Genomic DNA, 25,536 nt, shown 5'->3' on the forward strand with positions numbered 1-25,536 from the left:
GCACGGCTTGAGATGCGGTGGCTATCCTCGGACCTAGGCCGACTAGGCAGCCTTCCAGTCCGCATAGCGGTTCAGAATGCGCTGCACCTGACCATGGGTCCACTCACCGCCCTTGGCGGCCGCAATGCCCCGCGCATTGAGTTCGGCCGCCATGGCGCGGTGGGTCAGGCCTTGCTGCTGCAATTCGGCGAATAGCGCTTCGTGCTGCCTGGCAAAGGCATCGGCCGCCGATTTTCGTTTTTCCACCGTGGCGCGGATATTGTCCGCACCGGCCGTACCCAGCTTGACTCCGCGCTCGCGCGCTTCAGCCAGAGCCCTGCGGGTGCGGGCACTGATCTCGGGGTTGACTTCGGGAGTGGACAAATCGGCGGTTTCGGTCATGGCATTAGAGATGGGTATGCGACTCAGGGGCTGACCCCGCAACCATGGCGGGAGCAGCACAGCAGCGGTGTGTGAGGCAACAAGCGGCAAGGCTCATCAGCCGCCCGTCACAGGCGGGAAGAACGCCACTTCGTCGCCATTGCTGAGCACGGCATCGGCATCACAGATATCCTGGTTCAGCGCCATGCGCACGGCCTTGCTGGCTGCCAGCACCTGGGCAGCCGCATCGCTGCGGCTCATCAGTTGCTCGCGCAATGCCCCCACGGTAGTGGCCGGAGTCTGCAGGCTTTCGCTGCCCGTACCCAAGGCTTCCCGGATAGAGGCGAAATATCGAATCGTAACGGTCTTCATCTCCAACTCCATCAGGCCATGAGCTCGGCAAATGGGATAAAGCGCACGCTGTCTCCCATGGCAATCGTGGTGCCGGCAGGGTTGTCCACCACGCCGTCGCCCCAGGCCGTGGAAGTCAGCACGCCCGAGCTCTGGTTTCTGAACAGCTCCAGCCCACCGCTTTCGTTGTAGCGCACCCGCAGAAACTCTCTGCGCTTGTCGCCCTTTGGCCAGACGAAATCGGCGCGCGCCTCTATGGCTCGCGGCAGCACATGCTGCACGCCCTGCAGACGCAACAGGAACGGGCGCACCAGCACCTGGAAGGTGACAAAGCTCGAGACCGGGTTGCCCGGCAGGCCGATGAAGTGCGCAAAGCCCGTGCCGGACTCGCGATTGACGCGGCCATAGGCAAAAGGCTTGCCGGGCTTGATGTTGATCTGCCAAAGATCCAGCTGTCCCAGCTCCTGCACCGCGGGCTTGATATGGTCTTCCTCACCCACGGAGACGCCGCCGCTGGTGACGATCACGTCGTGGTCCATGGCGGCATCGGCGAGTGCGGCAATCGTGGCCTCGCGGTCGTCGGGAACAATGCCCAGATCCGTCACCTCGCAGCCCATGCGCAACAGCAATGCACGCAGGAAGAAGCGGTTGCTGTTGTAGATGCTGCCCGCTGGCATGTCCTGCGGAGCCACCGTGCCGGGCATGACCAGTTCATCGCCGGTGGAAAACAAGGCCACTCGCGGCTTGCGTGCCACCTGCAGGCGGGCAAAGCCCATGCTGGCAGCCAAACCAAGGTGGGCTGGCGTGAGGCGGGTGCCGGCCTCGATCACGGTCGCTCCCTGCGTGATGTCCTCGCCCGCGCGGCGAATCCACTGACCGCCCCGTGGCTCGACCTTGATGCGCACACGGCCGTCCTCGAGCAATTCGCAGTCCTCCTGCATGACGACGGCATCGGCCCCGGCCGGCACGGGCGCACCCGTGAAGATGCGGGCGACGGAGCCTGCAGCCAGGGCCTCAGGTGAGGTGCCGGCGGGAATGCGCTGCGACACCGGCAGCACCGCCGTGCCGCCCACGCATTCGGCGGCGCGCACTGCATAGCCGTCCATGGCCGAGTTGTCCTGAGGCGGCACCTGCAGCGGCGAGACGGCGGCCTGCAGCAGCACGCGGCCATCGGCATCGAAGGTATCCACCAGCTGTGCGCCGGCCTGGTGCCGGGCATGGGCCAGCAGCTCCTGCAGGGCCTCGTCCAGAGGCTTGAGCGGCTTGCGGGGCGTCTGTGGTGCTTGCATTGCTGTGTCTTTCCTTAGTTCTTGTATTGCAGAGAATCCGAATGCGCCAGCAGCCATTGCAGCACAAGCTGGGGCTGGTTCAGATCCAGTACAGGCTGGACAGGCGCTTGCGGCAGGTCATGGGCAGCGTCGGTGGCCACGGCCAGCACCCGGGAGTCCTGGGCAAACAGCGGCTCCAGGCTCTTGCCCTTGTCCAGCCTGTCCTGCTGCCGCCGCCAGACCTCGATCTTGGGCAGCTCGCCATGCTTGAAGCCTTCAACCAGCACCCAGTCCACGCTGGGGTCCAGTTGCGCCAGCATGTCGTGCACGCTGGGCTGCGCAGGCTGCTCGTATTCGCGCATCAACGCCATGCGCCTGTCGGACGCGAGCAGCACCTCGTAGGCACCGGCCTTGCGGTGGCGCCAGCTGTCCTTGCCTTCGCGATCCACATCAAAGTCATGATGGGCATGCTTGATGACCGAGACCCGCAGCCCGCGCTGCTTCATCAGCATCACCAGCGCCTCGACCAGGGCGGTCTTGCCCGCGCCCGAATATCCGGCAAAGCCTATGACCTTCATCTTGATTTCAATATGTTTTTGATAGCTACCAACGCTCTATGGAAAAGCTCAAAGTACCAATTTTATCCAAAGAAAAAAAGCACCTGTCGCCAAGCCACAGGTGCTTTTCAAGCTTAACGCCGCAGGACTTTATCTGCAGTTTGCGGCGATAAAGGCCTTGACCTTGTCCACGTCGGAGGGCATGACGACCACGCGCTTGGGCAGGTCTTCGATGCCGTTGAACTTGGCGGGACGGTCGGGCTGGCGGCCCAGCGCTTCTTCGATCGTCGCGGCAAACTTGATGGGCAGAGCGGTTTCCAGCACCAGCATGGGCTCGGCACCCAGATGCTCGCGCGCCACCTTCACGCCGTCGGCGGTATGGGTGTCGATCATCTGGTCAAAGCGCTCGAAGGTGTCCTTGATGGTGGCCAGACGGTCGGCGTGCGTGCTCTTGCCGCTCACAAAACCGTACTTGCCGGCCGCATCCTCGAAGGCGGGATCTGTGCTCAGATCGAACTTGCCCGCCTTGGCCACGCCTTCAGCGAACAGTTGCCTGGTGCGCACGCCGTCGCGGCCCACCAGATCGAACACAAAGCGCTCGAAATTGCTGGCCTTGGAGATGTCCATCGAGGGGCTCGAGGTCTCGTAGGTATTGGCCGAGCCACGCACCTGGTAGACGCCGGTGCGGAAGAACTCGTCGAGCACATCGTTTTCGTTGGTGGCTACCACCAGCTTGGCAATGGGCAGACCCATCTGGCGCGCCACATGGCCTGCGCAGATATTGCCGAAGTTGCCGGAAGGCACGGTGAAGCTCACCTTCTGGTCATTGGAGCGGGTGGCCTGCAGATAGCCGGCGAAGTAGTAGACCACCTGGGCCAGCAGACGTGCCCAGTTGATGGAGTTGACCGTGCCGATCTTGTACCGGGCCTTGAAGGTGTGGTCGTTGGAGACGGCCTTGACGATGTCCTGGCAGTCGTCGAACACGCCTTCGATGGCGATGTTGTGGATGTTCTCGTCCTGCAGGCTGAACATCTGCGCCTGCTGGAAGGGGCTCATGCGGCCGTGGGGGCTGGTCATGAAGACGCGCACGCCCTTTTTGCCGCGCATGGCGTATTCGGCCGCGCTGCCGGTGTCCCCGCTGGTGGCACCCAGGATATTCAGTTCCTCGTTGCGGCGGGCCAGTTCGTACTCGAACAGATTGCCCAGCAGCTGCATGGCCATGTCCTTAAAGGCCAGCGTGGGGCCGTTGGACAGGGCTTCGATGTGCAGCACGCCGTCGAGCTGACGCACGGGCACGATGGCGTCGCTGCCAAAGACTTCCCTGGTATAGGTCTTGGCACACAGGGCGCGCAGATCCTCGGCCGGAATGTCGTCGATATAAAGCGACAGAATCTCGAAGGCCAGGGCCGCATAGCCCTTGTTGGCCAGCGTCTCGCGCAGCTGGCTCAGCTTGGCATCGTCAATCTGGGGATACTCGACGGGCAGGTACAGGCCGCCATCGGGGGCCAGGCCTTCGAGCAAAATGTCGCAAAAACGCTTGCGGTCAGCATGGCCGCGGGTGGACAGATACAGCATCTCAAACTCGCCAAAAACTAAAATTCGGAACGGACAGCCAAACGGACAGAAGTCATGCCGCCAAGCCGACCATTATCGGTCAGCAAGCCCGATCTGACTGCGCGCGAATGCAGAGACCGGCCAACGCCATTGCCTCATATCGCGCTGAACGGGGACTCAGGGCTGCAAATAGCGCTGCGCCCCCGGCTTGATATAGGGCTTGAGCTCCTTGAACGGGACACTGACGCCACTGCCCAGGCACACTCCCATGGCGTGACCTATGCCTGAGATCACAAAACTCATCTTGTCGGGCTTATCGAACATCAGCGCCATGTACTGAGGCAGCAGCTCGGTGCACTCCTTGTCATCCTCGGAATGCCGGTCCACTGCCTTGCTCAGAAAACGCGACAGCCGATCACCATACTCCAGCTTGTACTCGCCATATTTCACGTCCTTGAGCAGGCGGGTGAAGTCCATATAGCCGCCCCGCAGCAAATCCAGCACAAAAGGGTCGTAGTGATTGTTGGGGTGCGCGCCGCCGCAACCGGTTGAGCCGGACTCCACCACACTCATCAAGGCGCTTGAGAGGTAGGTCACCTTGATCGACTCGTTATTGAAGTCCCCCAGTGAGCCTGCCGCCGGGCCGGCGTTCTGGTAGATCGAGCCCACACAGGCCAGCGCCTCCAGACTCATGCCCCAGTGGCGCTGCTCCAGAACGGTATTGGTCTGCGCCAGAATTTTGCTATCCGGGTGACGCGTGAGGCGCGGATACCAGAACTGGGTACGCGCATCGCGCACCGGCCTCCAGGCCAGAGTGGGGCTGACCACCACTTCCTTGCCCTGCTCCAGCTTTTGCTCGGCCACTTTCAGATAGTCGTAGGGCGTGGCCTGTGCCGAGATGGCAACGCCCGATGCAATACCGCTGCCCGCACCTTGCACAATCGCCAACGTCACGGCCTCCACACCGAATGGCGCTATCTTTTCAGGGTCGTACTGCGCAATATGGGTAAGGGCTAGCGGCAGTTTTTTGCCATGAATATCATCCACCCACTCACCCGCCAAAGCACTGCCTTGCTGGCGCAGATGCCAAACGATGCGGCGCTGTTGGGAGTCGGTCAACACAGGAGGCTCGCCACCGCTTTCACGCGCCCAGTCGTTATTCAAAGGACGCGCCTCAGACAGCGCATTCAGCGCGCCCCGGAGTGGAATATCCACTCCATGGCGCAGATAGAAATAGCGCCCCTGGCGTTCGCCATCCTCACCCGGCTTGCCCAGCTCCATCACCACCGCCGAGCCGCCCAGCGTGCCACGATAGACATCGACGGGCGCCGCTTGCGCACCCGCTGCCACTAAAAACAAAAAGGCTGGCGCCATAGGGCGCCAGCCTTTGAAGGAGTTTGCAATACCGACACCGCACTGAACAGGGAATAAACCGGTTTGAGTGCGACGGTACATGCTCAAGTCCTTAGTTCAGCTCTTCCTTGCGGATGCGGGTGATGGGAGCCAGCACCGTGGGCAGGCCCTGGATTTCCGCCAGGGCCTTGTCCATATCCCCTTCGCGCGTGTCGTGCGTGAGGATGATCAGGTCGGTCTGGGTCGAGCCTTCACCACCCACTTCATCAGCCTCGCGCTGCAGCACAGCATCGATGCTGATGCCGGCACCGGCCAGCAGGCCGGTGATCTTGGCCAGCACTCCGGCTTCGTCAGCCACGCGGATGCGCAGGTAGTAGCTGGTCACGACCTCGGCCATGGGCAGCACGGGCAGCTCGCTGCCGGCGGCAGCCAGGCTGCTGCTCTGGAAGGCCAGGGCAGGCACGCGGTGGGCAGGATCAGAGCCGTCCATGCGGGCGATATCCACCAGGTCGGCCACCACGGCGGAAGCGGTGGGCTCGGACCCGGCGCCCTTGCCGTAGTACAGCGTGGTGCCCACGGCATCGCCGTTCACCACCACGGCGTTCATCGCGCCTTCCACATTGGCGATCAGACGCTTGGAAGGCACCAGCGAGGGGTGCACGCGCAGCTCGATGCCCTTGTCCGTGCGCTTGGTGATGCCCAGCAGCTTGATGCGGTAGCCCAGTTGCTCGGCGTAACGGATATCGGCACCGGCCAGCTTGGTGATGCCTTCTACATAGGCCTTGTCGAACTGCACGGGAATGCCGAAGGCAATCGCGCTCATCAGCGTAGCCTTGTGGGCCGCATCCACACCCTCGATGTCGAAGGTGGGGTCGGCTTCGGCATAACCCAGACGCTGCGCTTCCTTGAGCACCACGTCGAAGTCCAGGCCCTTGTCGCGCATTTCGGACAGGATGAAGTTGGTCGTGCCGTTGATGATGCCGGCCACCCACTGGATGGAGTTGGCAGTCAGGCCTTCGCGCAGTGCCTTGATGATGGGAATGCCACCGGCCACGGCAGCTTCATAGGCCACCATCACGCCCTTCTCGGCTGCGGCCTTGAAGATTTCCGTACCGTGCACGGCCAGCAGGGCCTTGTTGGCGGTCACGACATGCTTGCCGGCCGCGATGGCTTCCAGCACCAGGGCCTTGGCAATGCCGTAGCCGCCGATCAGCTCGACCACCACATCGATATCGGGGTTGGCGATGACTTCACGTGCGTCGCCGACCACCTTGACCTTGTCACCCACCACGCTCTTGGCGCGTTCGGTATCCAAGTCGGCGACCATGGTAATTTCAATGCCACGACCCGCACGACGGCGAATCTCGTCTTGGTTGCGTTCCAGCACATTGAAAGTACCGCTGCCTACGGTGCCAATGCCCAACAGGCCTACTTGGATGGGTTTCATAAGTTCTAAGGTCAAAAAAGCGCTGAAGCGCTTGAAAATCAAGCGCCACCAGCTATCAAAAAGATGAGTTACGCGGCTTTCTCAGCCTTGGCAGGCTTGAGTGCCTTTTCTGCTGGCACTGCCTTGGGCTTGTCCGTGCCATGGCGCTTGCGGTACTTCTCGAGGAAGGCTGCCAGCCGGTTGATGGCCTCGCGCAGATCTGCCTCATGCGGCAGGAACACGATGCGGAAGTGATCAGGCTCGGGCCAGTTGAAGCCGGTGCCCTGCACCAGCATGACCTTGGTTTCCTGCAGCACTTCGAGGAAGAATTCCTGGTCGTCCTGGATGGGGTAGACGGCGGGATCAAGGCGCGGGAACATGTACAGCGCGCCCTGGGGCTTGACGCAGCTCACGCCGGGAATGGCGTTGATCAGCTCCCAGGCGAGATCGCGCTGCACGCGCAGGCGACCGCCCTCCTGCACCAAAGCATCGATGCTCTGGTGACCGCCCAGCGCCGTCTGCACCGCCCATTGGCCGGGCACATTGGCGCACAAGCGCATATTGGAGAGCATGTTCAGGCCCTCAATGTAATCCTTGGCGGGCTTTTTGTCGCCCGAAATCACCATCCAGCCAGCACGGTAGCCGCAGGAGCGGTAGGCCTTGGAGAGGGAATTGAAGGTAATGGTCAGCACATCGATGGACAGGCTGCCCAGCGGCGTGTGCTTGGCATCCTCGTACAGCACCTTGTCGTAGACCTCGTCAGCGAAGATGACCAGGCCATGCTCGCGCGCCAGCTCCACGATCTGCAGCAGCAGCTCCCTCGAGTACAGGGCACCCGTGGGGTTGTTGGGGTTGATGACGACGATGCCCTTGGTGCGCGGCGTGATCTTGGCGCGGATGTCGTCCATGTTGGGCATCCAGCCATTGGACTCGTCGCACATGTAATGCACGGGCGTGCCGCCGGACAGGCTGGTGGCAGCCGTCCACAGCGGATAGTCGGGCGCAGGCAGCAGCATCTCGTCGCCGTTGTCCAGCAGCGCGTTGGTGGCCAGGCTGATCAGCTCCGAAGCACCGTTGCCCAGATAGATATCGTCCAGTGTCACGCCCTTGATGCCCTGGCGCTGGGTTTCATGCATCACGGCCTTGCGCGCCGCGAAGATGCCCTTGCTGTCGGAGTAGCCTGCCGAGTTGGGCAGGTTGCGGATCATGTCCTGCTGCACTTCCTCCGGAGCATCGAAGCCGAACACGGCCAGATTGCCGATATTGAGCTTGATGATCTTCTGGCCGTCGTCCTCCATCTTCTTCGCCGCGTCCATGATCGGCCCGCGGATGTCGTAACAGACGTTTGCTAATTTGGCGGATTTTTGAACGGTTTTCATGCGAATCAATACAAAAGGATTTCAGGCACGCCAGGGCGCATTAAGTGCCATGGTGAAACCTATAATTTAAGCACAGTTCCGCGCTGCAGCAATGTCCCCACCCTCTCTGTATGGAGACAGCAGCCATCGCACCCGTCCAGCGCGCCGATTGCGCACACTCTCCATCATGAAATTTCAGGCAGACAAATCCGATGCGCAAACCATCACCGGCTATGGCCCGGGCTGGATCGCCGTTGACAAGCAAAACCACGAAACCAGTCTGTTGGTCGGAGCCCGCGGCCTGCTGACCGAGTGGAACTGCACCCGTTTCGAAGACCTGACGGCCGAGCATTTCGAGGAGCTTGCCAAGCTGGATGCGGAAGTCGTCCTCTTCGGCAGCGGCAGCAAGAACCGCTTTCCGCCTGTGGCCTGGCTCAAACCGCTGATCGCCAAACGCATTGGACTGGAGAGCATGGACACCGCATCGGCCTGCCGCACCTATAACGTTCTGGCCAGCGAAGGCCGCAATGTAGTCGCAGCCCTGCTGCTAGCATAGACTTCTGAGCTTACATTGAGAGAAATACGTATTTCAGGGTAAAATCGCAGGTTGCGGTTGGGGGCGATCGATTGATAAAAACAAAAATACCACCGACGTCCTCGGCATTTCAACGAACACACCCGAGAGATACAAGCGCATGGCGATCGTTGTCAACAAACCACTCCCAGAATTTGAAGCCAACGCCACCGGCGGCGTCAAGGTGTCCAACACCTCGCACAACGGCCAGATTCTGATCCTGTATTTCTACCCCAAGGACAACACGCCGGGTTGTACCACGGAAGCAATGCAATTCCGCGATAAGTACAAGGATTTCGTGAAGGCTGGCGCCACCGTGTTCGGCGTGTCGCGCGACAACATGAACTCGCACAACGACTTCAAGGAAAAGCTGGAACTGCCGTTCGAGCTGATTGCCGACACCGAAGAGAAGATGTGCCACATGTTTGGCGTGGTCAAGAACAAGATCATGTACGGCAAGAAGGTCAAGGGCATCGAGCGCTCCACCTTCCTGATCGGCGCTGACGGCATCCTGATGCAGGAATGGCGTGGCCTGAAGGTTCCCGGCCACGTGGACGAAGTACTCAAGGCCGTCAAAAGCCTGAAGACTCAGGACAAGAAGGTGGCCTGAACCCCGCCCGGGACTGAAAACCTTGCAATTATCTACACGCAAAGTATTTCAAAGTCTTTAAACAAGGCAAAACAGGAAATACTGCTTCAGGCCCTCGCAGCCTATGCATAATGGGGCATGCCTCAGTGCTACGCAGTATTCTCTGTTCACCCCACCAAAGCCGCCTCGGTTTCCAGGCGGCTTTGTGCTTTTTGAATCTTGTTGAGAACGGTTCGTCCACTATGCCCCTGCCCCCCGCACCCGGCCACCGCGCCGCAAAGCTCTCCGCAGAAGCCTTTTCGTCCATTCGCAAGACTGCCAGGCAGACTGCAGAACTTGACGAGGATCTGAACCCCTCCAACGGAGCCGCCCTGAATGTGACTCCAGAGACCGCCCCAGCGGTCACCAAGCCGCGCCGCAGCACCAGCAAGCCCGCCGCCTCGGCCACTGCAACCGCCAGGCCGCGCAAGACCGTCACAACAACGGCTGCCGCAGCAACGGCCTCTGCAGCAAAGACAGGGGCAGCTGCCGCAGCACCTGCCAAACCCGCCGACGCAGCTGCCAAGCCTGCCCGCCGCGCCCGCAATACGCGCACCGGCCCGACCACGCTGTTCGTGCTGGACACCAATGTGCTGCTGCACGACCCCAGCAGCCTGTTCCGCTTTGAAGAGCACGACATCTTCCTGCCCATGGTGGTGCTGGAAGAGCTGGACAATCACAAGAAGGGCATGACCGAGGTGGCGCGCAACGGCCGCCAGGTCAGCCGCACGCTGGACTCCCTGGTTGCCTCCCAGCCCGCCGACGGCCTGGAAAAAGGCCTGCCGCTCAATGCCACAGGTCAGCGCAGCGCCACTGGCACGCTGTACTTCCAGACCAACCCTCTGAATGCCGCTCTGCCGGACAGCCTGCCACAGGGCAAGGCCGACAACCAGATTCTGGGCGTGGTCGCAGCCCTGCGCGAGCAGCACAAGGATCGCGAAGTCGTGCTGGTGTCCAAGGACATCAATATGCGCGTCAAGGCACGCGCCCTGGGCCTGGCTGCCGAGGACTATCAGAACGACAAGGTGCTGGAAGACGGCGATCTGCTGTATTCGGGCGCCCTGGCCCTGCCCCACGACTTCTGGGCCAAGGCCGGCAAGAATGTGGAGAGCTGGCAGGAAGGCGCGATCACCTACTACCGCGTCAGCGGCGCCATCGTCGACCAGCTGATGATCAACCAGTTTGTCTATTACGAAGCACCGGGTGAGCCCAGCCTCTACATGCGCGTGACCGAAATCCGCGACAAGACGGCCGTGCTCAAGACGCTGCGCGACTTCGGCAACCCCAAGAATGCCGTCTGGGGCGTGTCCACGCGCAATCGCGAGCAGAACTTCGCCATGAACCTGCTGGTCAACCCCGAGGTCGACTTTGTCACGCTGACAGGCACGGCAGGCACCGGCAAGACCCTGCTGGCCCTGGCCGCCGGCCTGGCACAGGTGCTGGACGAGCGCCGCTACACCGAGATCATCATGACCCGCGCCACGGTGAGCGTGGGCGAGGATATCGGCTTCCTGCCCGGCACGGAAGAGGAAAAGATGGGTCCCTGGATGGGCGCCCTGGACGACAACCTGGAGTTCCTGGCCAAGGGCGACGGCGGCAATGCCGGCGAATGGGGGCGCGCCGCCACCAATGAGCTGATCCGCAGCCGTATCAAGATCAAGAGCATGAACTTCATGCGCGGTCGCACCTTCCTGAACAAATACGTCATCATCGACGAGGCCCAGAACCTCACGCCCAAGCAGATGAAGACCCTGATCACCCGTGCCGGCCCCGGCACCAAGATCATCTGCATGGGCAATCTGGCCCAGATCGACACGCCCTACCTGACCGAAGGCAGCTCGGGCCTGACCTATGTGGTGGATCGCTTCAAGGGCTGGCCCCATAGCGGCCACATCACCCTGGCGCGCGGCGAACGCTCGCGCCTGGCGGACTTCGCCAGCGAGGTGCTGTAAGTGGCCAGCTGGATCGCGGCGCTCAAGCTCGTGCCCTGGGGTGAGGTCATCAAGGCCACGCCCCAGGTGGTGAAGGCCGCCCAGGGCATGCTCAAGAAGAAAGAGGCTCAGGCCGAAGCGCGCGAGCAGGACGCCAGCGCGCAAAGCGCTGCGCAGCGCATTTCGCCGCCAGCCTCCGCCGGCGAGCAGGCGCTGCTGCTGATCCAGCAGCAGGAGGAGCGCATCGCCCAGCTGGAGCAGTCACAGCGCCAGTCGCTGGAGATCATCGAGAAGCTGGCCCAGCAAAATGCCCAGATCGTCGCGACCGTGGGTGCGCTGCGCATAGGCGCACAGCGCCTTGCCTGGGCCTGCGGCGCGCTGGGACTGTGCGTGATCGGCCTTGGCGTCTACCTGTTCAGCCGCTAGCGCTGCAGCCACTCAAAAACAAAGCCCGCAAGGTCCGCGCCTTGCGGGCTTTTCTTATGTTCACATTCAATTTGATAGCTGTCAGCACCCGTTATTCATAGATTTCATATTTATAGAGTTCTGAAATCCATGTTCTAAAAGCGCTATCAGCTATGCTTTTTAGTATTCATCCGTGCCGTAGCCTTGCGCCAGGTTCTCGAAACGCGTCTGGTTCTTCTGGAAGAAGAGCTTCACCGTCCCCGTCGGCCCGTTACGCTGCTTGCCGATGATGACCTCGGCAATATTGGGCTCCTTGCTCTCTTTGTTGTAGTAGTCGTCGCGGTAGATGAACATGATGATGTCCGCATCCTGCTCGATGGCGCCCGATTCACGCAGGTCGGACATCATGGGGCGCTTGTCAGTCCGCTGCTCCACAGAGCGGTTGAGCTGGGACAGCGCGATCACCGGACATTGCAGCTCCTTGGCCAGCATCTTCAAGCCCCGCGAGATTTCGCCCAGTTCGGTGGCACGGTTGTCGGAGCTGGCGGCCGATCCCGAGCCACTCATCAGCTGCAGGTAGTCGACCACGATCAGACCCAGCTTGCCGCACTGACGCGCCAGACGACGCGCATTGGCACGCAGCTCGGTCGGTGACAGGCCAGGGGTTTCGTCGATATGCAGCGACACGGTGCGCAATCGCTCGATGGCCTCGGTCAGACGCGGCCACTCGTCGTCGCTGAGCTTGCCGGTACGCAGATTGCCCTGATTGACGCGGCCGATGGAGCCGACGATACGAACCGCCAGCTGGGCCGCGCCCATTTCCATGGAGAAGATGGCAACCGGCAAGCCTTCATTGAGCGCCACATGCTCGGCAATATTCACGGCAAACGAAGTCTTGCCCATGGACGGACGCGCCGCCAGCACCACCATGTCGCCGGCCTGCAGACCCGAGGTCATCCGATCCAGATCGACAAAGCCTGTGGGCACGCCGGTGACATCCATGGGGTTGTCGGCCATCTCCTGGACCTGGTCCAGCAGATCCACCACCAGCGTGTCCAGCGACTGGAAGCCCTGCTTGTTGCGAGCCCCCTCCTCGCCGATCGCCATGATCTTCTGCTCGGCCTCGTCGAGGATGCGCTCGACGGTCTTGCCCTGCGGATTGAAGGCGTTGGTTGCGATGTCGTCGCTGGCCGTGACCAGCTTGCGCAAGATGGCGCGCTCACGCACGATTTCCGCATAGCGGCGGATATTGCTGGCACTGGGCACATACTGCGCCAGCTGGTTCAGATACATCAGGCCGCCGATTTCCTCGGCCTTGCCCATGCCCTGCAGATGCTCGTAGACCGTGATCACGTCGGCCGGCTTGCTGGCATTGATCAGCTTGCCGATGGCTTCGTAGATCAGCTTGTGCTCGTGCCGGTAGAAGTCGCCGTCGCCAAGCAGGTCACCCACGCGCTCCCAGGCATTGTTGTCCAGCAGCAGACCACCGAGCACCGAAGATTCCGACTCCATGGAGTGCGGCGGCACACGCAGTTGCGCCACCTGCTGATCAGCAGTGGGAACCGGGGCGAATGCATCATCTTGCAGATCAAGCGGGGGCATTACTGACGACATGAGACTCCTAGAGACAAGTCCTCCATCGTAGCGGGAGGCGGTGGCGACGTCACGGCGGGTGACGATAAAAACGCTGGCGAGACAAACAATTACCAGAAAACAAAAAACCGCCCGAAGGCGGCTTTTTGCCAATTCAGAACAGAGCCTGAATTAGGAGTGGTCGCCGTACACGGAGACAGCAACTTCTGCTGCCACGTCGGTGTGCAGAGCCACCACCACAGTGGCGTCGCCAACGGTCTTGATGGGACCGTTGGGCATGCGCACTTGCGACTTGTTCACTGCGAAGCCGGCCTTGACCAGTTCTTCAGCGATGTCGGCGTTGGTGATGGAGCCGAACAGACGACCGTCAACGCCGGCCTTCTGAGTGATCTTCACGTTGGCGCCGTTGAGCTTTTCGCTCAGTTCTTGAGCGGCAGCCAGCTTCTCGGCAGCAGCCTTTTCCAGCTCAGCGCGCTTGGCTTCGAATTCAGCCTTGGCAGCAGCTGTTGCACGACGTGCAGCGCCGGAGGGGATCAGGAAGTTACGAGCGTAACCGTCCTTGACCTTGACGATATCGCCCAGGTTACCCAGGTTCACAACCTTTTCGAGCAGAATGATTTGCATTGTCGTGCTCCTTAGATCTTGTGCTGGTCAGAGTAGGGCAGCATAGCCAGGAAGCGAGCGCGCTTGATGGCTGTGTTCAGCTGACGCTGATAGATGGCGCGCGTGCCGGTCAGGCGTGCGGGCACGATCTTGCCGTTTTCGGCGATGAAGTCACGCAGGGTGTCGACATCCTTGTAGTCGATTTCTTCGACGCCGGCGACTGTGAAGCGGCAGAAACGCTTGCGCTTGAACAGCAGCGACTGGGTGTTGCGCTTAGGACGCTTGTCCTTGTTGAATTTCTTGAACGTGGCCATTGCTGGACCTCTTGAAAATTAATTTTGTTGAATATCCTGAATGTGTAAAACCAGCATCTTGCTATTGCGCGGCGTGGCCAGAAAACCTTGAAAGGTCCATTGGCTACCGGGTGCTTGGCGGGCCAGCTTTTCAGCCAGGGCGCCAAAGGCAACAGCCTTGACAGATGCATTCACGTTGCGCGCACTGCCCAGCTCTTGTTGCTGCGAACTGTGCTCAATTCGCAAATCCAGGGCCGGCAATCCGGCGGGCGTGTAGCGCAAAGCGGCTTGCTCTGCGAGAAGGCCCGTCAATACAACGCGGTTTTCCACTCCTTCAGTGTCTGATGCTATTAAGCGTGCTCAGCCTGGTTGGCCTTGCGGGCTTCTTCGCGCTCAACGCTCTTCATCATGGCGGAAGCAGCTGTATCAGCCTTCTTCTTCTGCACAGTCAGGTGACGCAGCACGGCATCGTTGAACTTGAAGGCGTGTTCCAGTTCAGCCATCACAGCCTGGTCGGCTTCGATGTTCAGGCACAGGTAGTGAGCCTTAGCGAGCTTGTTGATCATGTAAGCCAGCTGACGACGGCCCCAATCTTCTTCGCGATGCACCTTGCCGCCACCAGCAGCAATCATGCCCTTGTAGCGCTCCAGCATCGCGGGAACTTGTTCGCTTTGATCCGGATGGATCAACAAAATGATTTCGTAATGACGCATAACGACTCCTTTTGGGTAAACGCCGCCCACTGCGTCTGTAGCGGTGCGGCAAGGCAAAACGTGAGATTCTAGCTGAGTAGCAGACTATCTGTACACTCAGGGGCCTATAAACCTGCGATTAGCATCGGTCAATCAAGGCGAGAGGTCCTGGAATCACAAGCACTTACTCTCCTAGAATGCTCCGCAAATCCTGCAGGATCGCTTCAGCCGCTGCGCCCCTCGCCCTTGTCGGGCCGCACAGGTCTTGAAATAGACCTGCCGGAGCGCATCTGGAAGACAGATTGTCTTAAGTTTTGAGAAACCTTCACCAACTATGACCGAGAACCAAAACCCCAACACCATCAACGACGCCAGCCCCGAGGAACTGGAAACGGCCCTGGCAGCCAATGCGTCGGACGAACTGGGTCGTCTGCAGGCCGAGCTGGAAGAACTCAAGGCCAAGAGCGCGGAACTGGCCGACCAATACCTGCGTGCCAAGGCCGACGCCGAGAACATGCGCCGCCGCGCCGAAGAAGAGGTCGCAAAGGCACGCAAGTTCGGCATCGAGAGCTTTGCCGAAAGCCTGCTACCCGTGATCGACAGCCTGGACGCGGCCCTGGCCATCCAGAACGCGACACCCGAGCAACTGCGCGAAGGCTCGGACGCTACGCTGCGCCAGCTGAATTCGGCCCTGGAGCGCAACAAGGTGCTGGCCATCAATCCCGCTGCAGGCGAGAAGTTCGACCCTCACCACCACCAGGCCATCTCCATGGTTCCCGCCGACCAGCCCGCCAACACCGTGGTGGCCGTGCTGCAAAAGGGCTATGCGATCGCCGATCGCATCCTGCGCCCCGCGCTGGTGACCGTGGCCCAGGGCTGAGCCCGCAAGACATAAGAAAACCCACCGTCAGGGCAAAAATTGTGAGTGACGGCTCTTGAAGCCGGCCACTACGCCCACAAGTGACGAATCAAGCAAACATTCAACAGATTACGGAGAGAATTATGGGAAAAATCATCGGTATTGACCTGGGCACCACCAACAGCTGCGTCGCCATCATGGAGGGCAACAACACCCGCGTGATCGAGAACAGCGAAGGTGCCCGCACCACCCCCTCTATCGTTGCCTATCAAGAAGACGGCGAAATCCTGGTCGGCGCATCCGCCAAGCGCCAGGCCGTCACCAACCCCAAGAACACCATCTACGCTGCCAAGCGCCTGATCGGCCGCAAGTTTGCCGAAGCCGAGGTGCAAAAGGACATCGACCTGATGCCCTTCCAGATCGTCAAGGCCGACAACGGCGACGCCTGGGTGCAAGTGCGCGACCAGAAGCTGGCGCCTCCCCAGATCAGCGCCGAAGTGCTGCGCAAGATGAAGAAGACCGCCGAGGACTTCCTGGGCGAAGCCGTGACCGAGGCCGTCATCACCGTGCCCGCCTACTTCAACGACGCTCAGCGCCAGGCCACCAAGGACGCCGGCCGCATCGCGGGTCTGGAAGTCAAGCGCATCATCAACGAACCTACCGCTGCTGCCCTGGCCTTCGGCCTGGACAAGGTGGGCAAGGGCGACCGCAAGGTGGCCGTGTATGACCTGGGTGGCGGCACTTTCGACGTCTCCATCATCGAAATCGCCGACGTGGACGGCGAAAAGCAGTTCGAAGTGCTGTCGACCAACGGCGACACCTTCCTGGGCGGCGAAGACTTCGACCAGCGCATCATCAACTACATCATCGACGAGTTCAAGAAGGAACAAGGCGTCGACCTGTCCAAGGACGTGCTGGCACTGCAGCGCCTGAAGGAAGCTGCTGAAAAGGCCAAGATCGAGCTGTCGAACTCCGCCCAGACCGACATCAACCTGCCCTACATCACCGCCGATGCCACAGGCCCCAAGCACCTGAACATCAAGCTGACCCGCGCCAAGCTGGAATCGCTGGTGGACGATCTGATCGAGCGCACGATTGCGCCTTGCCGCACCGCCATCAAGGATGCCGGCATCTCGGTCTCCGACATCCACGACGTGATCCTGGTCGGCGGTATGAGCCGCATGCCCAAGGTGCAGGAAAAGGTCAAGGAATTCTTCGGCAAGGATCCCCGCAAGGATGTGAACCCCGACGAAGCTGTGGCCGTGGGCGCTGCCGTGCAGGGCCAGGTGCTGGGTGGCGAGCGTTCCGACGTGCTGCTGCTGGACGTGACTCCCCTGTCTCTGGGTATCGAAACCCTGGGCGGCGTCATGACCAAGATGATCAGCAAGAACACGACCATCCCCACCAAGTTCGCGCAGACCTTCTCCACGGCTGAAGACAACCAGCCTGCCGTGACCATCAAGGTGTTCCAGGGCGAGCGCGAGATCGCCAGCGCCAACAAGATGCTGGGCGAGTTCAACCTGGAAGGCATTCCGCCCGCAGGTCGTGGCGTGCCCCAGATCGAAGTGACCTTCGACATCGACGCCAACGGCATCTTGAACGTGTCGGCCAAGGACAAGGCTTCCGGCAAGGAAAACAAGATCACCATCAAGGCGAACTCTGGCCTGTCGGAAGAAGAAATCCAGAACATGGTCAAGGATGCTGAGCTGAACGCAGCCGACGACAAGAAGAAGCTGGAGCTGGTGACTGCCAAGAACCAGGGCGAAGCCGCTGTTCACAGCGTCAACAAGAGCCTGGCCGAGCATGGCGACAAGCTCGATGCCGCCGAAAAGAGCACCATCGAAACCGCCGTCAAGGAGCTGGAAGAGGCGCTCAAGGGCGAGGACAAGGACGCCATCGACGCCAAGACCACGGCCCTGATGACGGCCAGCCAGAAGCTGGGCGAGAAGATGTACGCCGATGCACAGGCCGCAGGCGGTGCCGAAGCCGCTGCTGCCGCAGCAGGTGCCTCCGCCGGCGCATCGGCTGCCGCTGACGACAACGTGGTTGACGCCGAAGTCAAGGAAGTCAAGAAGGACTAAGCGCGGGCAGGTCCTGGCCTCAAACCATTGACCGCTTGCCGCCGCGCCGGGCTCCCAGGAGCTGGCGCGGCGTTCCTGTTCTATCCGACCGAAAACTCACATGTCCAAACGTGACTACTATGAAGTTCTGGGCGTTGCCAAAAGCGCCTCGGACGATGACATCAAGAAGGCCTATCGCAAGCTGGCGATGAAGTTCCACCCTGACCGCAATCAGGGCGACAAGGCCAAGGAAGCAGAGGAAAAATTCAAGGAGGTCAAAGAGGCCTACGAGATGCTTTCCGACAGCCAGAAACGCGCGGCCTACGACCAGTACGGCCATGCCGGCGTGGATCCCAATCGCGGTATGGGCGGCGGCGAGGGCTTTGGCGGCTTTGCCGAGGCCTTTGGCGATATCTTTGGCGATATGTTCAACGGCGGCGGCGGCCGCGGCGGTCGCGGCGGCCGTCAGGTCTACCGCGGCAACGACCTCAGCTACTCCATGGAAATCACCCTGGAAGAGGCTGCCAAGGGCAAGGATGCCCAGATCCGCATTCCGAGCTGGGACAGCTGCGACACCTGCAGCGGCAGCGGCGCAAAGCCCGGCACCAGCACCAAGACCTGCACCACCTGCAACGGCATGGGCACGGTGCAGATGCGCCAGGGCTTTTTCAGCGTGCAGCAGACCTGCCCGCACTGCCGTGGCACGGGAAAGATCATCCCCGAGCCCTGCACATCCTGCGGCGGCCAGGGCAAGGTCAAGCGTCAGAAGACGCTGGAAGTGAAGATTCCAGCCGGCATCGACGACGGCATGCGCATCCGCTCGGCCGGAAATGGCGAGCCCGGCACCAATGGCGGGCCGGCAGGCGACCTCTATATCGAGATTCGCGTCAAGGACCATGACATCTTCGAGCGCGACGGCGACGATCTGCACTGCAACGTGCCCGTGAGCTTCATCACCGCCGCCCTGGGTGGCGAAATCGAAGTACCCACGCTGCAAGGCAAGGCTGCGATCGACATTCCCGAAGGCACGCAAGCCGGCAAGCAGTTCCGCCTGCGCGGCAAGGGCATCAAGGGCATTCGCTCGAGCTACCCCGGCGATCTGTACTGCCACATCGTGGTGGAGACTCCGGTCAAGCTCACCGAGTACCAGCGCAAGCTGCTCAAGGACCTGGACGAATCGCTCAAGAAGGGCGGCTCCAAGCATTCGCCCAGCGGCGAAAGCTGGACGGACCGCCTGAAGAGCTTCTTCAGCTAAGCCCCCTGTGCCCCAACAAAAAGCCCATCGGCAATGCCTGATGGGCTTTTTTCATGGCGCGTCGATCACTCCTTGCCGGGCTTCCAGTTGCGCACCTCGCGCTGCACCTTCAGCCGCTCTGCGGGGCTCAATGCCTGCTCGGCAGTCTGCATGCGGCTTTGCAGCGAGGGATCCTTGGCATGAGCGATAGCCAGCCAGAAATAGGCCTTGCCCATGTCTTTTTGCACGCCCTGACCACTGACATACATGGCTGCCAGATTCGACTGCGCCAGGGTGTAGCCCTGCTTGGCTGCACGATCAAACCAGCGCGCCGCCTGGCCTGCATCCTGCGGCACGCCCTGGCCGTTGGCATACAGGAAACCCAAAGACGACTGGGCCGCCGCATTGCCCTGACCGGCCGACTTCTCCAGCCACCGCGCCGCGCGCGTCAGATCCTGCGGCACCAGCGCACCTACGGCATAGATCATGCCGGTGTTGTACTGGGCGTCGGCATGGCCTTTCTCGGCCGCCTGTTCAAACCATTGCAGGGCAGCCCGACCGTCCTCCTTGACGCCCCGGCCGCTGGAGAGCATCACCCCCAGGCTGTACTGACCTGCAGCCTCGCCGCTTTTGGCCGAACGCTCGAACCATTGCACAGCCTGTGCATCATCGGCCGCCACGCCTCGGCCCTCGGCATACATCAGACCCAGGTTGTTCTGGGCGATGCCGTCGCCCTGCTCTGCCGCCTTGCGGTACCAGTTCACAGCCTGCGCCTCGTCCAGAGTCACGCCCCTCCCATTGGCATAGAGCACTCCCAGGTCGGACTGCGCAGGCGCATAGCCCTGGTCAGCCGACTGGCGATACCAGTGCACAGCCTGTGCCAGGTCCTGATTCACACCTTTGCCAAAACGGTAGCGCGAGCCCAGCAGATACTGGGCCTTGGCGTCGCCCGCCTGTGCTGCTGCACGTATGGCTGCCAGCTCCTTGGCATCTTCGGCCTGATTGTTCCTGGCCTCCGGCGTCCAATGCTCACGGCCCAGCGGAGCGGCCGCTGCCGCACCTGCTGCCGCAGCACCAGCGACCGCTGCATTGCGGCCGGTGCGCCCTTTTTTACCGGCCTTGCCGGTGGACTTGGCCGATGAAGATTTGGCAGCACCTGCACTCGTGCTCTTGGCGGACTTGGACGATTTGGCTGGCGCGGCCGCACTGGATTTGGCCGGGGTCTTGCCCTTGGCCACAGCTGGCAAGGCAGTGCCGCCCAGCGCCAGTGCAGCTGCCAGCAGGCAGGCATGGCTCCAGCAACGGCTGCGGTGCAAGAGGGGCGCCCCCGAAGCCATAGCTGGCAACTCGGAAGGCTCACTGTCGGACATCGGATGGTTGGGAACTCTCATGACTCACATTTTTGCAGCGAATAGCGTCGATTCCTGGCTGCTTTACTGACGATTTACTTTGTAAAAAAATGCCGGAACTCAGGCACCAGAAAGACTTCCGCACCTCAGCCCGGATCAGGCTTGAACGATTCTGGCATCTAGAGTCTTCGCTATGAAAATGCAAGTGCGCAAGACTGACAAATGCAACATCGCATTCTCAGGTCTCGCCAAGTCATCGCAAAGCAAGAATTCACCCATCTCCAAAATTTACCCATCGTCAAGCAAGACATCTCATTCAAAGATGGATACAGCTAGATTAATCGGTAAAAATGCTGAAAACTTCTCGAAACGAGAAGACTTGAGCCTGCCCCATGAAGAATTCAGAGCGCAGTTTTGCGCGCCGCATCGATCTCACCTCGCTTCAGCTGTTCGTCGCCGTGTGCGAACTGGGCAGCATTGGCCGCGCCGCTGAACGCGAGTTCATTGCGGCCTCGGCCGTCAGCAAGCGCCTGTCCGACCTGGAAGCGACGGTGGATACCGCCCTGCTCTATCGCCACAGCCGCGGCGTGACGCTGACGCCGGCCGGCGAGAGCCTGCTGCACCATGCGCGCAATGTGCTGTACGGGCTGGAGCGCATGCAAGGCGAGCTCTCCGAATATGCCGACGGCGTGCGCGGCCATGTGCGCATGCACGCCAACATGTCGGCCATCGTGCAGTTTCTGCCCGAAGACCTGGGAGCCTTTGCGCGCGAACACAGCCAGATCAAGATCGATCTGCAGGAGCATCTGAGCCCCGACGTGCTGAGCGCCGTGGCCGAGGGCACTGCCGATATCGGCATCTGCACGCTGGGCAATATCAGGAGCAACGAAGGCAATCAGGCCACCGTTCAGCTGACCCAGGGCAATGTGCCGCTGCAGTACCGGAGCTACCGCAACGACCGATTGGTCGTCGTCGTGCCCGAGCGCCACGCCCTGGCCGAGCGCGAAAGCGTCGCCTTCACCGAAGTGCTGGAATGGGACATCGTCAGCCTGCATGCCGGCTCCTCGATCAGTCTGGCCATGCGTGCTGCCGCAGCCCAGGCCGGCCACCCGCTGCACCAGCGCATCCAGGTCACCAGCCTGGACGCCATGTGCCGCATGATCGACAACGGCCTGGGACTGGGCCTGCTGCCCGACCGCGCCTTCGAGCTGATGCATGGCGTGGGCCATCTGCGCGCCGTGCAGCTCACCGACGACTGGGCGCACCGCGAACTCTGCGTGGTGGCCCGCGATTTTGAAGCGCTGCCGGTGACCACCCGCCTGCTGGTCGATCACCTCTGCCCTGCCAGTGCCAAGGCTTGAAACATCGCATCAAGCCACAACAGAATCCTCCCAACAAACCAACCTCACGAGACCACCATGGGACGCACCCTCTACGACAAGATTTTTGACGAGCACGTCGTTCACACCGAGGAAGACGGCACCTCTGTCCTCTATATCGACCGCCATCTGGTGCACGAAGTCACCAGCCCCCAGGCCTTTGAAGGCCTGCGCATGGCCGGGCGCAAGCTGTGGCGCGTCAGCTCGGTCGTGGCCACGGCCGACCACAACACGCCCACCGACGGCTGGGAGCGCGGCTATGACGGCATTGCCGACCCCATCAGCAAGGAACAGATCACCACGCTGAACAGCAATATTGCCGAGTTCGGCTCGGCGGCCTTCTTTCCCTTCATGGACAAGGGCCAGGGCATTGTTCACGTCATGGGCCCCGAGCAAGGCGCGACCCTGCCCGGCATGACCGTGGTCTGCGGCGACAGCCACACCTCCACCCATGGCGCTTTCGGCGCGCTGGCCCACGGCATCGGCACCTCCGAGGTCGAGCATGTGATGGCCACCCAGACACTGCTGGCCAAGAAGGCCAAGAACATGCTGGTGCAGGTCAACGGCAAGGTCGCGCCCGGCATCACCGCCAAGGACATCGTGCTGGCCATCATCGGCAAGATCGGCACCGCCGGCGGCACGGGCTACACCATCGAGTTTGCCGGCGAAGCCATCCGCGACCTGAGCGTGGAAGGCCGCATGACGGTCTGCAACATGGCCATCGAAGGCGGCGCCCGTGCAGGTCTCGTGGCCGTGGACGACAAGACCATCAACTACATCAAGGGCCGCCCCCTGGCGCCCACGGGCGGCGAATGGGATGCCGCCGTCGGCTACTGGAAGACGCTGCATTCCGACGCAGATGCGAAGTTCGACCGCGTGGTGGAGCTGAACGCCGCCGACATCGTGCCCCAGGTGACCTGGGGCACCAGCCCCGAGATGGTGCTGGGCATCGATGCCGTCGTTCCCGATCCCGACAAGGAAAAGGACTCGAACAAGCGCGGCGCCATCGAACGTGCGCTGACCTATATGGCGCTGGAGCCCGGCAAGCCCATCAACGACATCTTTGTCGACAAGGTGTTCATCGGCTCCTGCACCAACAGCCGCATCGAAGACATGCGCGAAGCCGCAGCCGTGGTCAAGAACCTGGGCCAGAAGGTCGCCAAGAACATCAAGCTGGCCATGGTGGTGCCCGGCTCCGGTCTGGTCAAGGAACAGGCCGAGCGTGAAGGCCTGGACCAGATCTTCAAGGCCGCCGGCTTTGAATGGCGCGAACCCGGCTGCTCCATGTGCCTGGCCATGAACGCCGACCGCCTGGAGCCCGGCGAGCGCTGCGCGTCGACCTCGAACCGCAACTTCGAAGGCCGTCAGGGCGCCGGTGGCCGCACCCACCTCGTCAGCCCCGCCATGGCCGCTGCGGCAGCCATCCACGGCCACTTTGTCGACATCCGCAAGTTCTCCTAAACCATTTCTTCAGCGAGACAGAGCATGAAGCCTTCCGTCACGATTCTCTTGATCGGCCTGGCCTTCACCATGGCCGCCTGCAACACCGTCAAGTGCCTGGGCCAGGACGTGCAAAGTGCCGGCAGCGCCATCGAACGTGCCGCTCGCTGAACCCTTGATCCCTGGAATTCACGCCATGCAAAAATTCACCGTGCACAAGGGCCTTGTCGCCCCCATGGACCGCGAGAACGTCGACACCGACGCCATCATTCCCAAGCAGTTCCTGAAGTCCATCAAGAAGACCGGCTTCGGCCCCAACCTGTTTGACGAGTGGCGCTATCTGGACCAGCCCGGCCAGCCCGGCGTGCCCGAAGCCGACCGCAAGCCCAACCCCGAGTTCGTGCTCAACCAGCCCCGCTTCAAGGGCGCCAGCATCCTGATCGCGCGCAAGAACTTCGGCTGCGGCTCCAGCCGCGAGCACGCGCCCTGGGCCCTGGACCAGTACGGTTTCCGCGCCATCCTGGCCCCCAGCTTTGCCGACATCTTCTTCAACAACAGTTTCAAGAACGGTCTGCTGCCCATCGTGCTGCCCGAGGCCACGATCGACCAGCTGTTCAACGACGTCGCGGCCTTCCCCGGCTACGAGCTGACCATTGACCTGGAGCGCCAGGTGATCCTGAGGCCCCAGGGCGAAGAGATCGCCTTCGACGTCATCGCCTTTCGCAAGTACTGTCTGCTCAACGGCTTCGACGATATCGGCCTGACCATGCGCCATGCCGACAAGATCAAGGCCTTCGAAGCCGAGCGCCTGGCGCAAAAGCCCTGGCTGGCGCATACGCTCTTGCAGAAATAACCCCCTGAGCCGCTTTGCCTAGGCGGCCCCGCGGCTTCCCCCTTTCTCGATGCGTTGCATCGGAAGGGGGACGGCATCTTCGCTGCGGGGCGGCCCTTGCTTGATGCCTCCTTGTTTGGGGCGTGCTTGTTTTTAGGTTGCTACCCATAAATGAGCTGCTTGCGCCTTCTATTCATGAATATCAGCACTAATTCAATCTGAAATCTATGAATAAAAAGCGCAAGCAGCTATCAAATTAATCAAAGGAACATCATGAAGATTGCAGTTTTGCCCGGTGATGGCATCGGTCCCGAAATCGTCGCGGAAGCCGTCAAGGTGCTCGAGGCCCTGAATCTGGGCCTGGAGATGGAAACCGCTCCCGTGGGCGGCGCCGGCTATGAAGCTGCCGGCCACCCTCTGCCTCCTGCCACGCTGAAGCTGGCCCAGGAAGCCGACGCGATTCTGTTCGGTGCGGTGGGCGACTGGAAGTACGACACACTGGCCCGCCCCCTGCGCCCCGAGCAGGCCATTCTGGGCCTGCGCAAGGCCCTGGGCCTGTTCGCCAACTTCCGTCCCGCCATCTGCTACAAGGAACTGACCCACGCCTCCAGCCTCAAGCCCGAGCTGGTTGCGGGCCTCGATATCCTCATCATCCGCGAGCTGACCGGCGACATCTACTTCGGCCAGCCGCGCGGCCGCCGTGTGGCTCCCGATGGTCACTTCCCCGGTGCCGAGGAAGCCTTCGACACCATGCGCTACACGCGCCCTGAGATCGAGCGCATCGCCCATGTCGCCTTCCAGGCTGCCCAGAAGCGCGACAAGCGCGTGACCAGCGTGGACAAGGCCAATGTGCTGGAAACCTTCCAGCTGTGGAAAGACGTGGTCACCGAAGTCGCCAAGCAGTACCCCGACGTGGCGCTGGACCACATGTACGTGGACAACGCCGCCATGCAGCTGGTCAAGGAGCCCAAGCGCTTCGACGTGGTGGTGACCGGCAATATGTTCGGCGACATCCTCTCCGACGAAGCCTCCATGCTGACCGGCTCCATCGGCATGCTGCCCAGCGCCAGCCTCAACGACAAGAAGCAAGGCCTGTACGAACCCAGCCACGGCTCGGCTCCCGACATTGCCGGCAAGGGCATCGCCAACCCCCTGGCCACCATTCTGTCGGCCGCCATGATGCTGCGCTTCAGCCTGGGCCAGGAAGCAGCCGCCCAGAAGATCGAAGCCGCCGTGCAAAAGGTGCTGGCCGACGGCCTGCGCACTGCCGACATCTACAGCGAAGGCACGACCAAGGTCAGCACCCGTGAAATGGGTGATGCCGTGGTCAAGGCGCTGGCCAGCGTCTGAGGCACCGAAACCGCTGAAGCCCGGCCGCCGCCGTAAGCGGCGGCTTTGGGTTTGACGCAAATTTCGGCGCCAAATAAAACAAAACGT

The 25,536-nt window shown here is 61.5% G+C and carries 26 protein-coding genes; 12 read left to right on the forward strand and 14 right to left on the reverse strand.

The window, feature by feature from the left end:
• Positions 1 to 42: 42 nt before the first annotated feature.
• The 8 genes from CTATCC11996_RS12425 to CTATCC11996_RS12460 all read right to left on the reverse strand — a co-directional run bounded on the left by CTATCC11996_RS12425 (position 43) and on the right by CTATCC11996_RS12460 (position 8,248).
• Positions 43 to 381, reverse strand: a complete 339-nt coding sequence (locus tag CTATCC11996_RS12425; RefSeq protein ID WP_003076559.1) for a recombinase family protein — start codon at positions 379 to 381, stop codon at positions 43 to 45.
• A gap of 96 nt (positions 382 to 477) precedes the next feature.
• Entirely contained in the window at positions 478 to 732 is a 255-nt protein-coding gene (gene moaD, locus CTATCC11996_RS12430; RefSeq protein ID WP_003076560.1) for a molybdopterin converting factor subunit 1, read from the reverse strand.
• Positions 733 to 743: 11 nt separating this feature from the next.
• A complete protein-coding gene (locus CTATCC11996_RS12435) occupies positions 744 to 2,000 on the reverse strand; it encodes a molybdopterin molybdotransferase MoeA (RefSeq protein ID WP_003076562.1) in 1,257 nt (418 codons plus the stop codon).
• Between the two features lie 14 nt (positions 2,001 to 2,014).
• Positions 2,015 to 2,557, reverse strand: a complete 543-nt coding sequence (gene mobB / locus CTATCC11996_RS12440; RefSeq protein WP_003076564.1) for a molybdopterin-guanine dinucleotide biosynthesis protein B — start codon at positions 2,555 to 2,557, stop codon at positions 2,015 to 2,017.
• A 129-nt stretch (positions 2,558 to 2,686) separates the two neighbouring features.
• Entirely contained in the window at positions 2,687 to 4,111 is a 1,425-nt protein-coding gene (gene thrC / locus CTATCC11996_RS12445; RefSeq protein ID WP_003076566.1) for a threonine synthase, read from the reverse strand.
• A gap of 156 nt (positions 4,112 to 4,267) precedes the next feature.
• Positions 4,268 to 5,464: a hypothetical protein gene (locus CTATCC11996_RS12450; protein ID WP_003076567.1), complete on the reverse strand. Its 1,197-nt coding sequence runs from the start codon at positions 5,462 to 5,464 to the stop codon at positions 4,268 to 4,270.
• 91 nt (positions 5,465 to 5,555) lie between these two features.
• Positions 5,556 to 6,890 carry a homoserine dehydrogenase gene (locus tag CTATCC11996_RS12455; protein WP_003064309.1) on the reverse strand — a complete coding sequence of 445 codons (1,335 nt, stop codon included), beginning with the start codon at positions 6,888 to 6,890 and terminating at the stop codon, positions 5,556 to 5,558.
• A 68-nt stretch (positions 6,891 to 6,958) separates the two neighbouring features.
• The gene (locus tag CTATCC11996_RS12460) at positions 6,959 to 8,248 is read right to left on the reverse strand and encodes a pyridoxal phosphate-dependent aminotransferase (RefSeq protein ID WP_003057902.1); all 1,290 of its coding nucleotides are present in this window, start codon (positions 8,246 to 8,248) and stop codon (positions 6,959 to 6,961) included.
• A gap of 166 nt (positions 8,249 to 8,414) precedes the next feature.
• Between CTATCC11996_RS12460 and CTATCC11996_RS12465 the strand changes: the two genes are divergently transcribed.
• The 4 genes from CTATCC11996_RS12465 (at position 8,415) to CTATCC11996_RS12480 (ending at position 11,786) form a co-directional block, all read left to right on the forward strand.
• Positions 8,415 to 8,783: an Mth938-like domain-containing protein gene (locus tag CTATCC11996_RS12465; RefSeq protein ID WP_003076571.1), complete on the forward strand. Its 369-nt coding sequence runs from the start codon at positions 8,415 to 8,417 to the stop codon at positions 8,781 to 8,783.
• Between the two features lie 139 nt (positions 8,784 to 8,922).
• Complete coding sequence (locus CTATCC11996_RS12470; protein ID WP_003057908.1) at positions 8,923 to 9,411, forward strand: peroxiredoxin; 489 nt, start codon at positions 8,923 to 8,925, stop codon at positions 9,409 to 9,411.
• A 221-nt stretch (positions 9,412 to 9,632) separates the two neighbouring features.
• Positions 9,633 to 11,381: a PhoH family protein gene (locus tag CTATCC11996_RS12475; protein WP_003076574.1), complete on the forward strand. Its 1,749-nt coding sequence runs from the start codon at positions 9,633 to 9,635 to the stop codon at positions 11,379 to 11,381.
• Positions 11,382 to 11,786, forward strand: coding sequence for a hypothetical protein (locus CTATCC11996_RS12480; RefSeq protein WP_003076576.1), 405 nt, complete (start codon positions 11,382 to 11,384; stop codon positions 11,784 to 11,786).
• Between the two features lie 159 nt (positions 11,787 to 11,945).
• On the opposite strand, the gene dnaB is transcribed toward CTATCC11996_RS12480, so the two are convergent.
• The 5 genes from dnaB to rpsF all read right to left on the reverse strand — a co-directional run bounded on the left by dnaB (position 11,946) and on the right by rpsF (position 14,967).
• Complete coding sequence (dnaB, locus tag CTATCC11996_RS12485; protein WP_034348979.1) at positions 11,946 to 13,379, reverse strand: replicative DNA helicase; 1,434 nt, start codon at positions 13,377 to 13,379, stop codon at positions 11,946 to 11,948.
• Between the two features lie 150 nt (positions 13,380 to 13,529).
• The gene (rplI, locus tag CTATCC11996_RS12490; protein ID WP_003057918.1) at positions 13,530 to 13,982 is read right to left on the reverse strand and encodes a 50S ribosomal protein L9; all 453 of its coding nucleotides are present in this window, start codon (positions 13,980 to 13,982) and stop codon (positions 13,530 to 13,532) included.
• Positions 13,983 to 13,993: 11 nt separating this feature from the next.
• Positions 13,994 to 14,275 (reverse strand): 30S ribosomal protein S18, encoded by a 282-nt coding sequence (gene rpsR, locus CTATCC11996_RS12495; RefSeq protein ID WP_003057920.1) that lies wholly within the window; start codon positions 14,273 to 14,275, stop codon positions 13,994 to 13,996.
• 18 nt (positions 14,276 to 14,293) lie between these two features.
• On the reverse strand, positions 14,294 to 14,584 hold the full coding sequence (priB, locus tag CTATCC11996_RS12500) for a primosomal replication protein N (RefSeq protein ID WP_003076580.1): 291 nt from the start codon (positions 14,582 to 14,584) through the stop codon (positions 14,294 to 14,296).
• A 20-nt stretch (positions 14,585 to 14,604) separates the two neighbouring features.
• Positions 14,605 to 14,967: a 30S ribosomal protein S6 gene (gene rpsF, locus CTATCC11996_RS12505; protein ID WP_003057922.1), complete on the reverse strand. Its 363-nt coding sequence runs from the start codon at positions 14,965 to 14,967 to the stop codon at positions 14,605 to 14,607.
• A 313-nt stretch (positions 14,968 to 15,280) separates the two neighbouring features.
• Here rpsF and grpE point away from each other — a divergent pair, with 313 nt between their 5' ends.
• The 3 genes from grpE (at position 15,281) to dnaJ (ending at position 19,120) form a co-directional block, all read left to right on the forward strand.
• On the forward strand, positions 15,281 to 15,826 hold the full coding sequence (gene grpE, locus CTATCC11996_RS12510; RefSeq protein ID WP_003076582.1) for a nucleotide exchange factor GrpE: 546 nt from the start codon (positions 15,281 to 15,283) through the stop codon (positions 15,824 to 15,826).
• 122 nt (positions 15,827 to 15,948) lie between these two features.
• Positions 15,949 to 17,886, forward strand: coding sequence for a molecular chaperone DnaK (dnaK, locus tag CTATCC11996_RS12515; RefSeq protein ID WP_003076584.1), 1,938 nt, complete (start codon positions 15,949 to 15,951; stop codon positions 17,884 to 17,886).
• Positions 17,887 to 17,986: 100 nt separating this feature from the next.
• Positions 17,987 to 19,120: a molecular chaperone DnaJ gene (dnaJ, locus tag CTATCC11996_RS12520; RefSeq protein WP_003076586.1), complete on the forward strand. Its 1,134-nt coding sequence runs from the start codon at positions 17,987 to 17,989 to the stop codon at positions 19,118 to 19,120.
• Between the two features lie 65 nt (positions 19,121 to 19,185).
• Here the strand turns inward: dnaJ and CTATCC11996_RS12525 are convergent, their stop codons facing one another.
• Positions 19,186 to 20,490, reverse strand: a complete 1,305-nt coding sequence (locus CTATCC11996_RS12525) for a tetratricopeptide repeat protein (protein ID WP_236597877.1) — start codon at positions 20,488 to 20,490, stop codon at positions 19,186 to 19,188.
• A gap of 350 nt (positions 20,491 to 20,840) precedes the next feature.
• Between CTATCC11996_RS12525 and CTATCC11996_RS12530 the strand changes: the two genes are divergently transcribed.
• The 5 genes from CTATCC11996_RS12530 (at position 20,841) to leuB (ending at position 25,449) form a co-directional block, all read left to right on the forward strand.
• Positions 20,841 to 21,809 (forward strand): LysR family transcriptional regulator, encoded by a 969-nt coding sequence (locus tag CTATCC11996_RS12530; RefSeq protein ID WP_003076589.1) that lies wholly within the window; start codon positions 20,841 to 20,843, stop codon positions 21,807 to 21,809.
• Positions 21,810 to 21,866: 57 nt separating this feature from the next.
• Entirely contained in the window at positions 21,867 to 23,288 is a 1,422-nt protein-coding gene (leuC, locus tag CTATCC11996_RS12535; protein WP_003076591.1) for a 3-isopropylmalate dehydratase large subunit, read from the forward strand.
• A gap of 24 nt (positions 23,289 to 23,312) precedes the next feature.
• Positions 23,313 to 23,438: an entericidin A/B family lipoprotein gene (locus CTATCC11996_RS12540; RefSeq protein WP_003076592.1), complete on the forward strand. Its 126-nt coding sequence runs from the start codon at positions 23,313 to 23,315 to the stop codon at positions 23,436 to 23,438.
• A 25-nt stretch (positions 23,439 to 23,463) separates the two neighbouring features.
• A complete protein-coding gene (gene leuD, locus CTATCC11996_RS12545; protein WP_003076595.1) occupies positions 23,464 to 24,120 on the forward strand; it encodes a 3-isopropylmalate dehydratase small subunit in 657 nt (218 codons plus the stop codon).
• Between the two features lie 252 nt (positions 24,121 to 24,372).
• Positions 24,373 to 25,449, forward strand: a complete 1,077-nt coding sequence (gene leuB, locus CTATCC11996_RS12550) for a 3-isopropylmalate dehydrogenase (RefSeq protein ID WP_003076597.1) — start codon at positions 24,373 to 24,375, stop codon at positions 25,447 to 25,449.
• The last annotated feature ends 87 nt before the right edge of the window (positions 25,450 to 25,536 follow it).

It is taken from the genome of Comamonas testosteroni ATCC 11996 (assembly GCF_000241525.1).
GTDB lineage: Bacteria > Pseudomonadota > Gammaproteobacteria > Burkholderiales > Burkholderiaceae_C > Comamonas > Comamonas testosteroni.

Bases quoted from the DNA above. Each gene is read 5' to 3' on its own strand.
- rpsR (WP_003057920.1), bottom strand. From the start codon at position 14,275: ATGGCCACGTTCAAGAAATTCAACAAGGACAAGCGTCCTAAGCGCAAC.
- CTATCC11996_RS12540 (WP_003076592.1), top strand. From the start codon at position 23,313: ATGAAGCCTTCCGTCACGATTCTCTTGATCGGCCTGGCCTTCACCATG.
- grpE (WP_003076582.1), top strand. From the start codon at position 15,281: ATGACCGAGAACCAAAACCCCAACACCATCAACGACGCCAGCCCCGAG.
- CTATCC11996_RS12465 (WP_003076571.1), top strand. From the start codon at position 8,415: ATGAAATTTCAGGCAGACAAATCCGATGCGCAAACCATCACCGGCTAT.
- thrC (WP_003076566.1), bottom strand. From the start codon at position 4,111: ATGCTGTATCTGTCCACCCGCGGCCATGCTGACCGCAAGCGTTTTTGC.
- CTATCC11996_RS12525 (WP_236597877.1), bottom strand. From the start codon at position 20,490: ATGAGAGTTCCCAACCATCCGATGTCCGACAGTGAGCCTTCCGAGTTG.
- CTATCC11996_RS12435 (WP_003076562.1), bottom strand. From the start codon at position 2,000: ATGCAAGCACCACAGACGCCCCGCAAGCCGCTCAAGCCTCTGGACGAG.
- rplI (WP_003057918.1), bottom strand. From the start codon at position 13,982: ATGCAAATCATTCTGCTCGAAAAGGTTGTGAACCTGGGTAACCTGGGC.
- mobB (WP_003076564.1), bottom strand. From the start codon at position 2,557: ATGAAGGTCATAGGCTTTGCCGGATATTCGGGCGCGGGCAAGACCGCC.
- moaD (WP_003076560.1), bottom strand. From the start codon at position 732: ATGAAGACCGTTACGATTCGATATTTCGCCTCTATCCGGGAAGCCTTG.
- CTATCC11996_RS12460 (WP_003057902.1), bottom strand. From the start codon at position 8,248: ATGAAAACCGTTCAAAAATCCGCCAAATTAGCAAACGTCTGTTACGAC.
- dnaB (WP_034348979.1), bottom strand. From the start codon at position 13,379: ATGTCGTCAGTAATGCCCCCGCTTGATCTGCAAGATGATGCATTCGCC.
- CTATCC11996_RS12475 (WP_003076574.1), top strand. From the start codon at position 9,633: ATGCCCCTGCCCCCCGCACCCGGCCACCGCGCCGCAAAGCTCTCCGCA.
- dnaJ (WP_003076586.1), top strand. From the start codon at position 17,987: ATGTCCAAACGTGACTACTATGAAGTTCTGGGCGTTGCCAAAAGCGCC.
- leuC (WP_003076591.1), top strand. From the start codon at position 21,867: ATGGGACGCACCCTCTACGACAAGATTTTTGACGAGCACGTCGTTCAC.
- CTATCC11996_RS12455 (WP_003064309.1), bottom strand. From the start codon at position 6,890: ATGAAACCCATCCAAGTAGGCCTGTTGGGCATTGGCACCGTAGGCAGC.
- CTATCC11996_RS12450 (WP_003076567.1), bottom strand. From the start codon at position 5,464: ATGGCGCCAGCCTTTTTGTTTTTAGTGGCAGCGGGTGCGCAAGCGGCG.
- rpsF (WP_003057922.1), bottom strand. From the start codon at position 14,967: ATGCGTCATTACGAAATCATTTTGTTGATCCATCCGGATCAAAGCGAA.
- CTATCC11996_RS12470 (WP_003057908.1), top strand. From the start codon at position 8,923: ATGGCGATCGTTGTCAACAAACCACTCCCAGAATTTGAAGCCAACGCC.
- CTATCC11996_RS12425 (WP_003076559.1), bottom strand. From the start codon at position 381: ATGACCGAAACCGCCGATTTGTCCACTCCCGAAGTCAACCCCGAGATC.
- leuD (WP_003076595.1), top strand. From the start codon at position 23,464: ATGCAAAAATTCACCGTGCACAAGGGCCTTGTCGCCCCCATGGACCGC.
- CTATCC11996_RS12530 (WP_003076589.1), top strand. From the start codon at position 20,841: ATGAAGAATTCAGAGCGCAGTTTTGCGCGCCGCATCGATCTCACCTCG.
- leuB (WP_003076597.1), top strand. From the start codon at position 24,373: ATGAAGATTGCAGTTTTGCCCGGTGATGGCATCGGTCCCGAAATCGTC.
- dnaK (WP_003076584.1), top strand. From the start codon at position 15,949: ATGGGAAAAATCATCGGTATTGACCTGGGCACCACCAACAGCTGCGTC.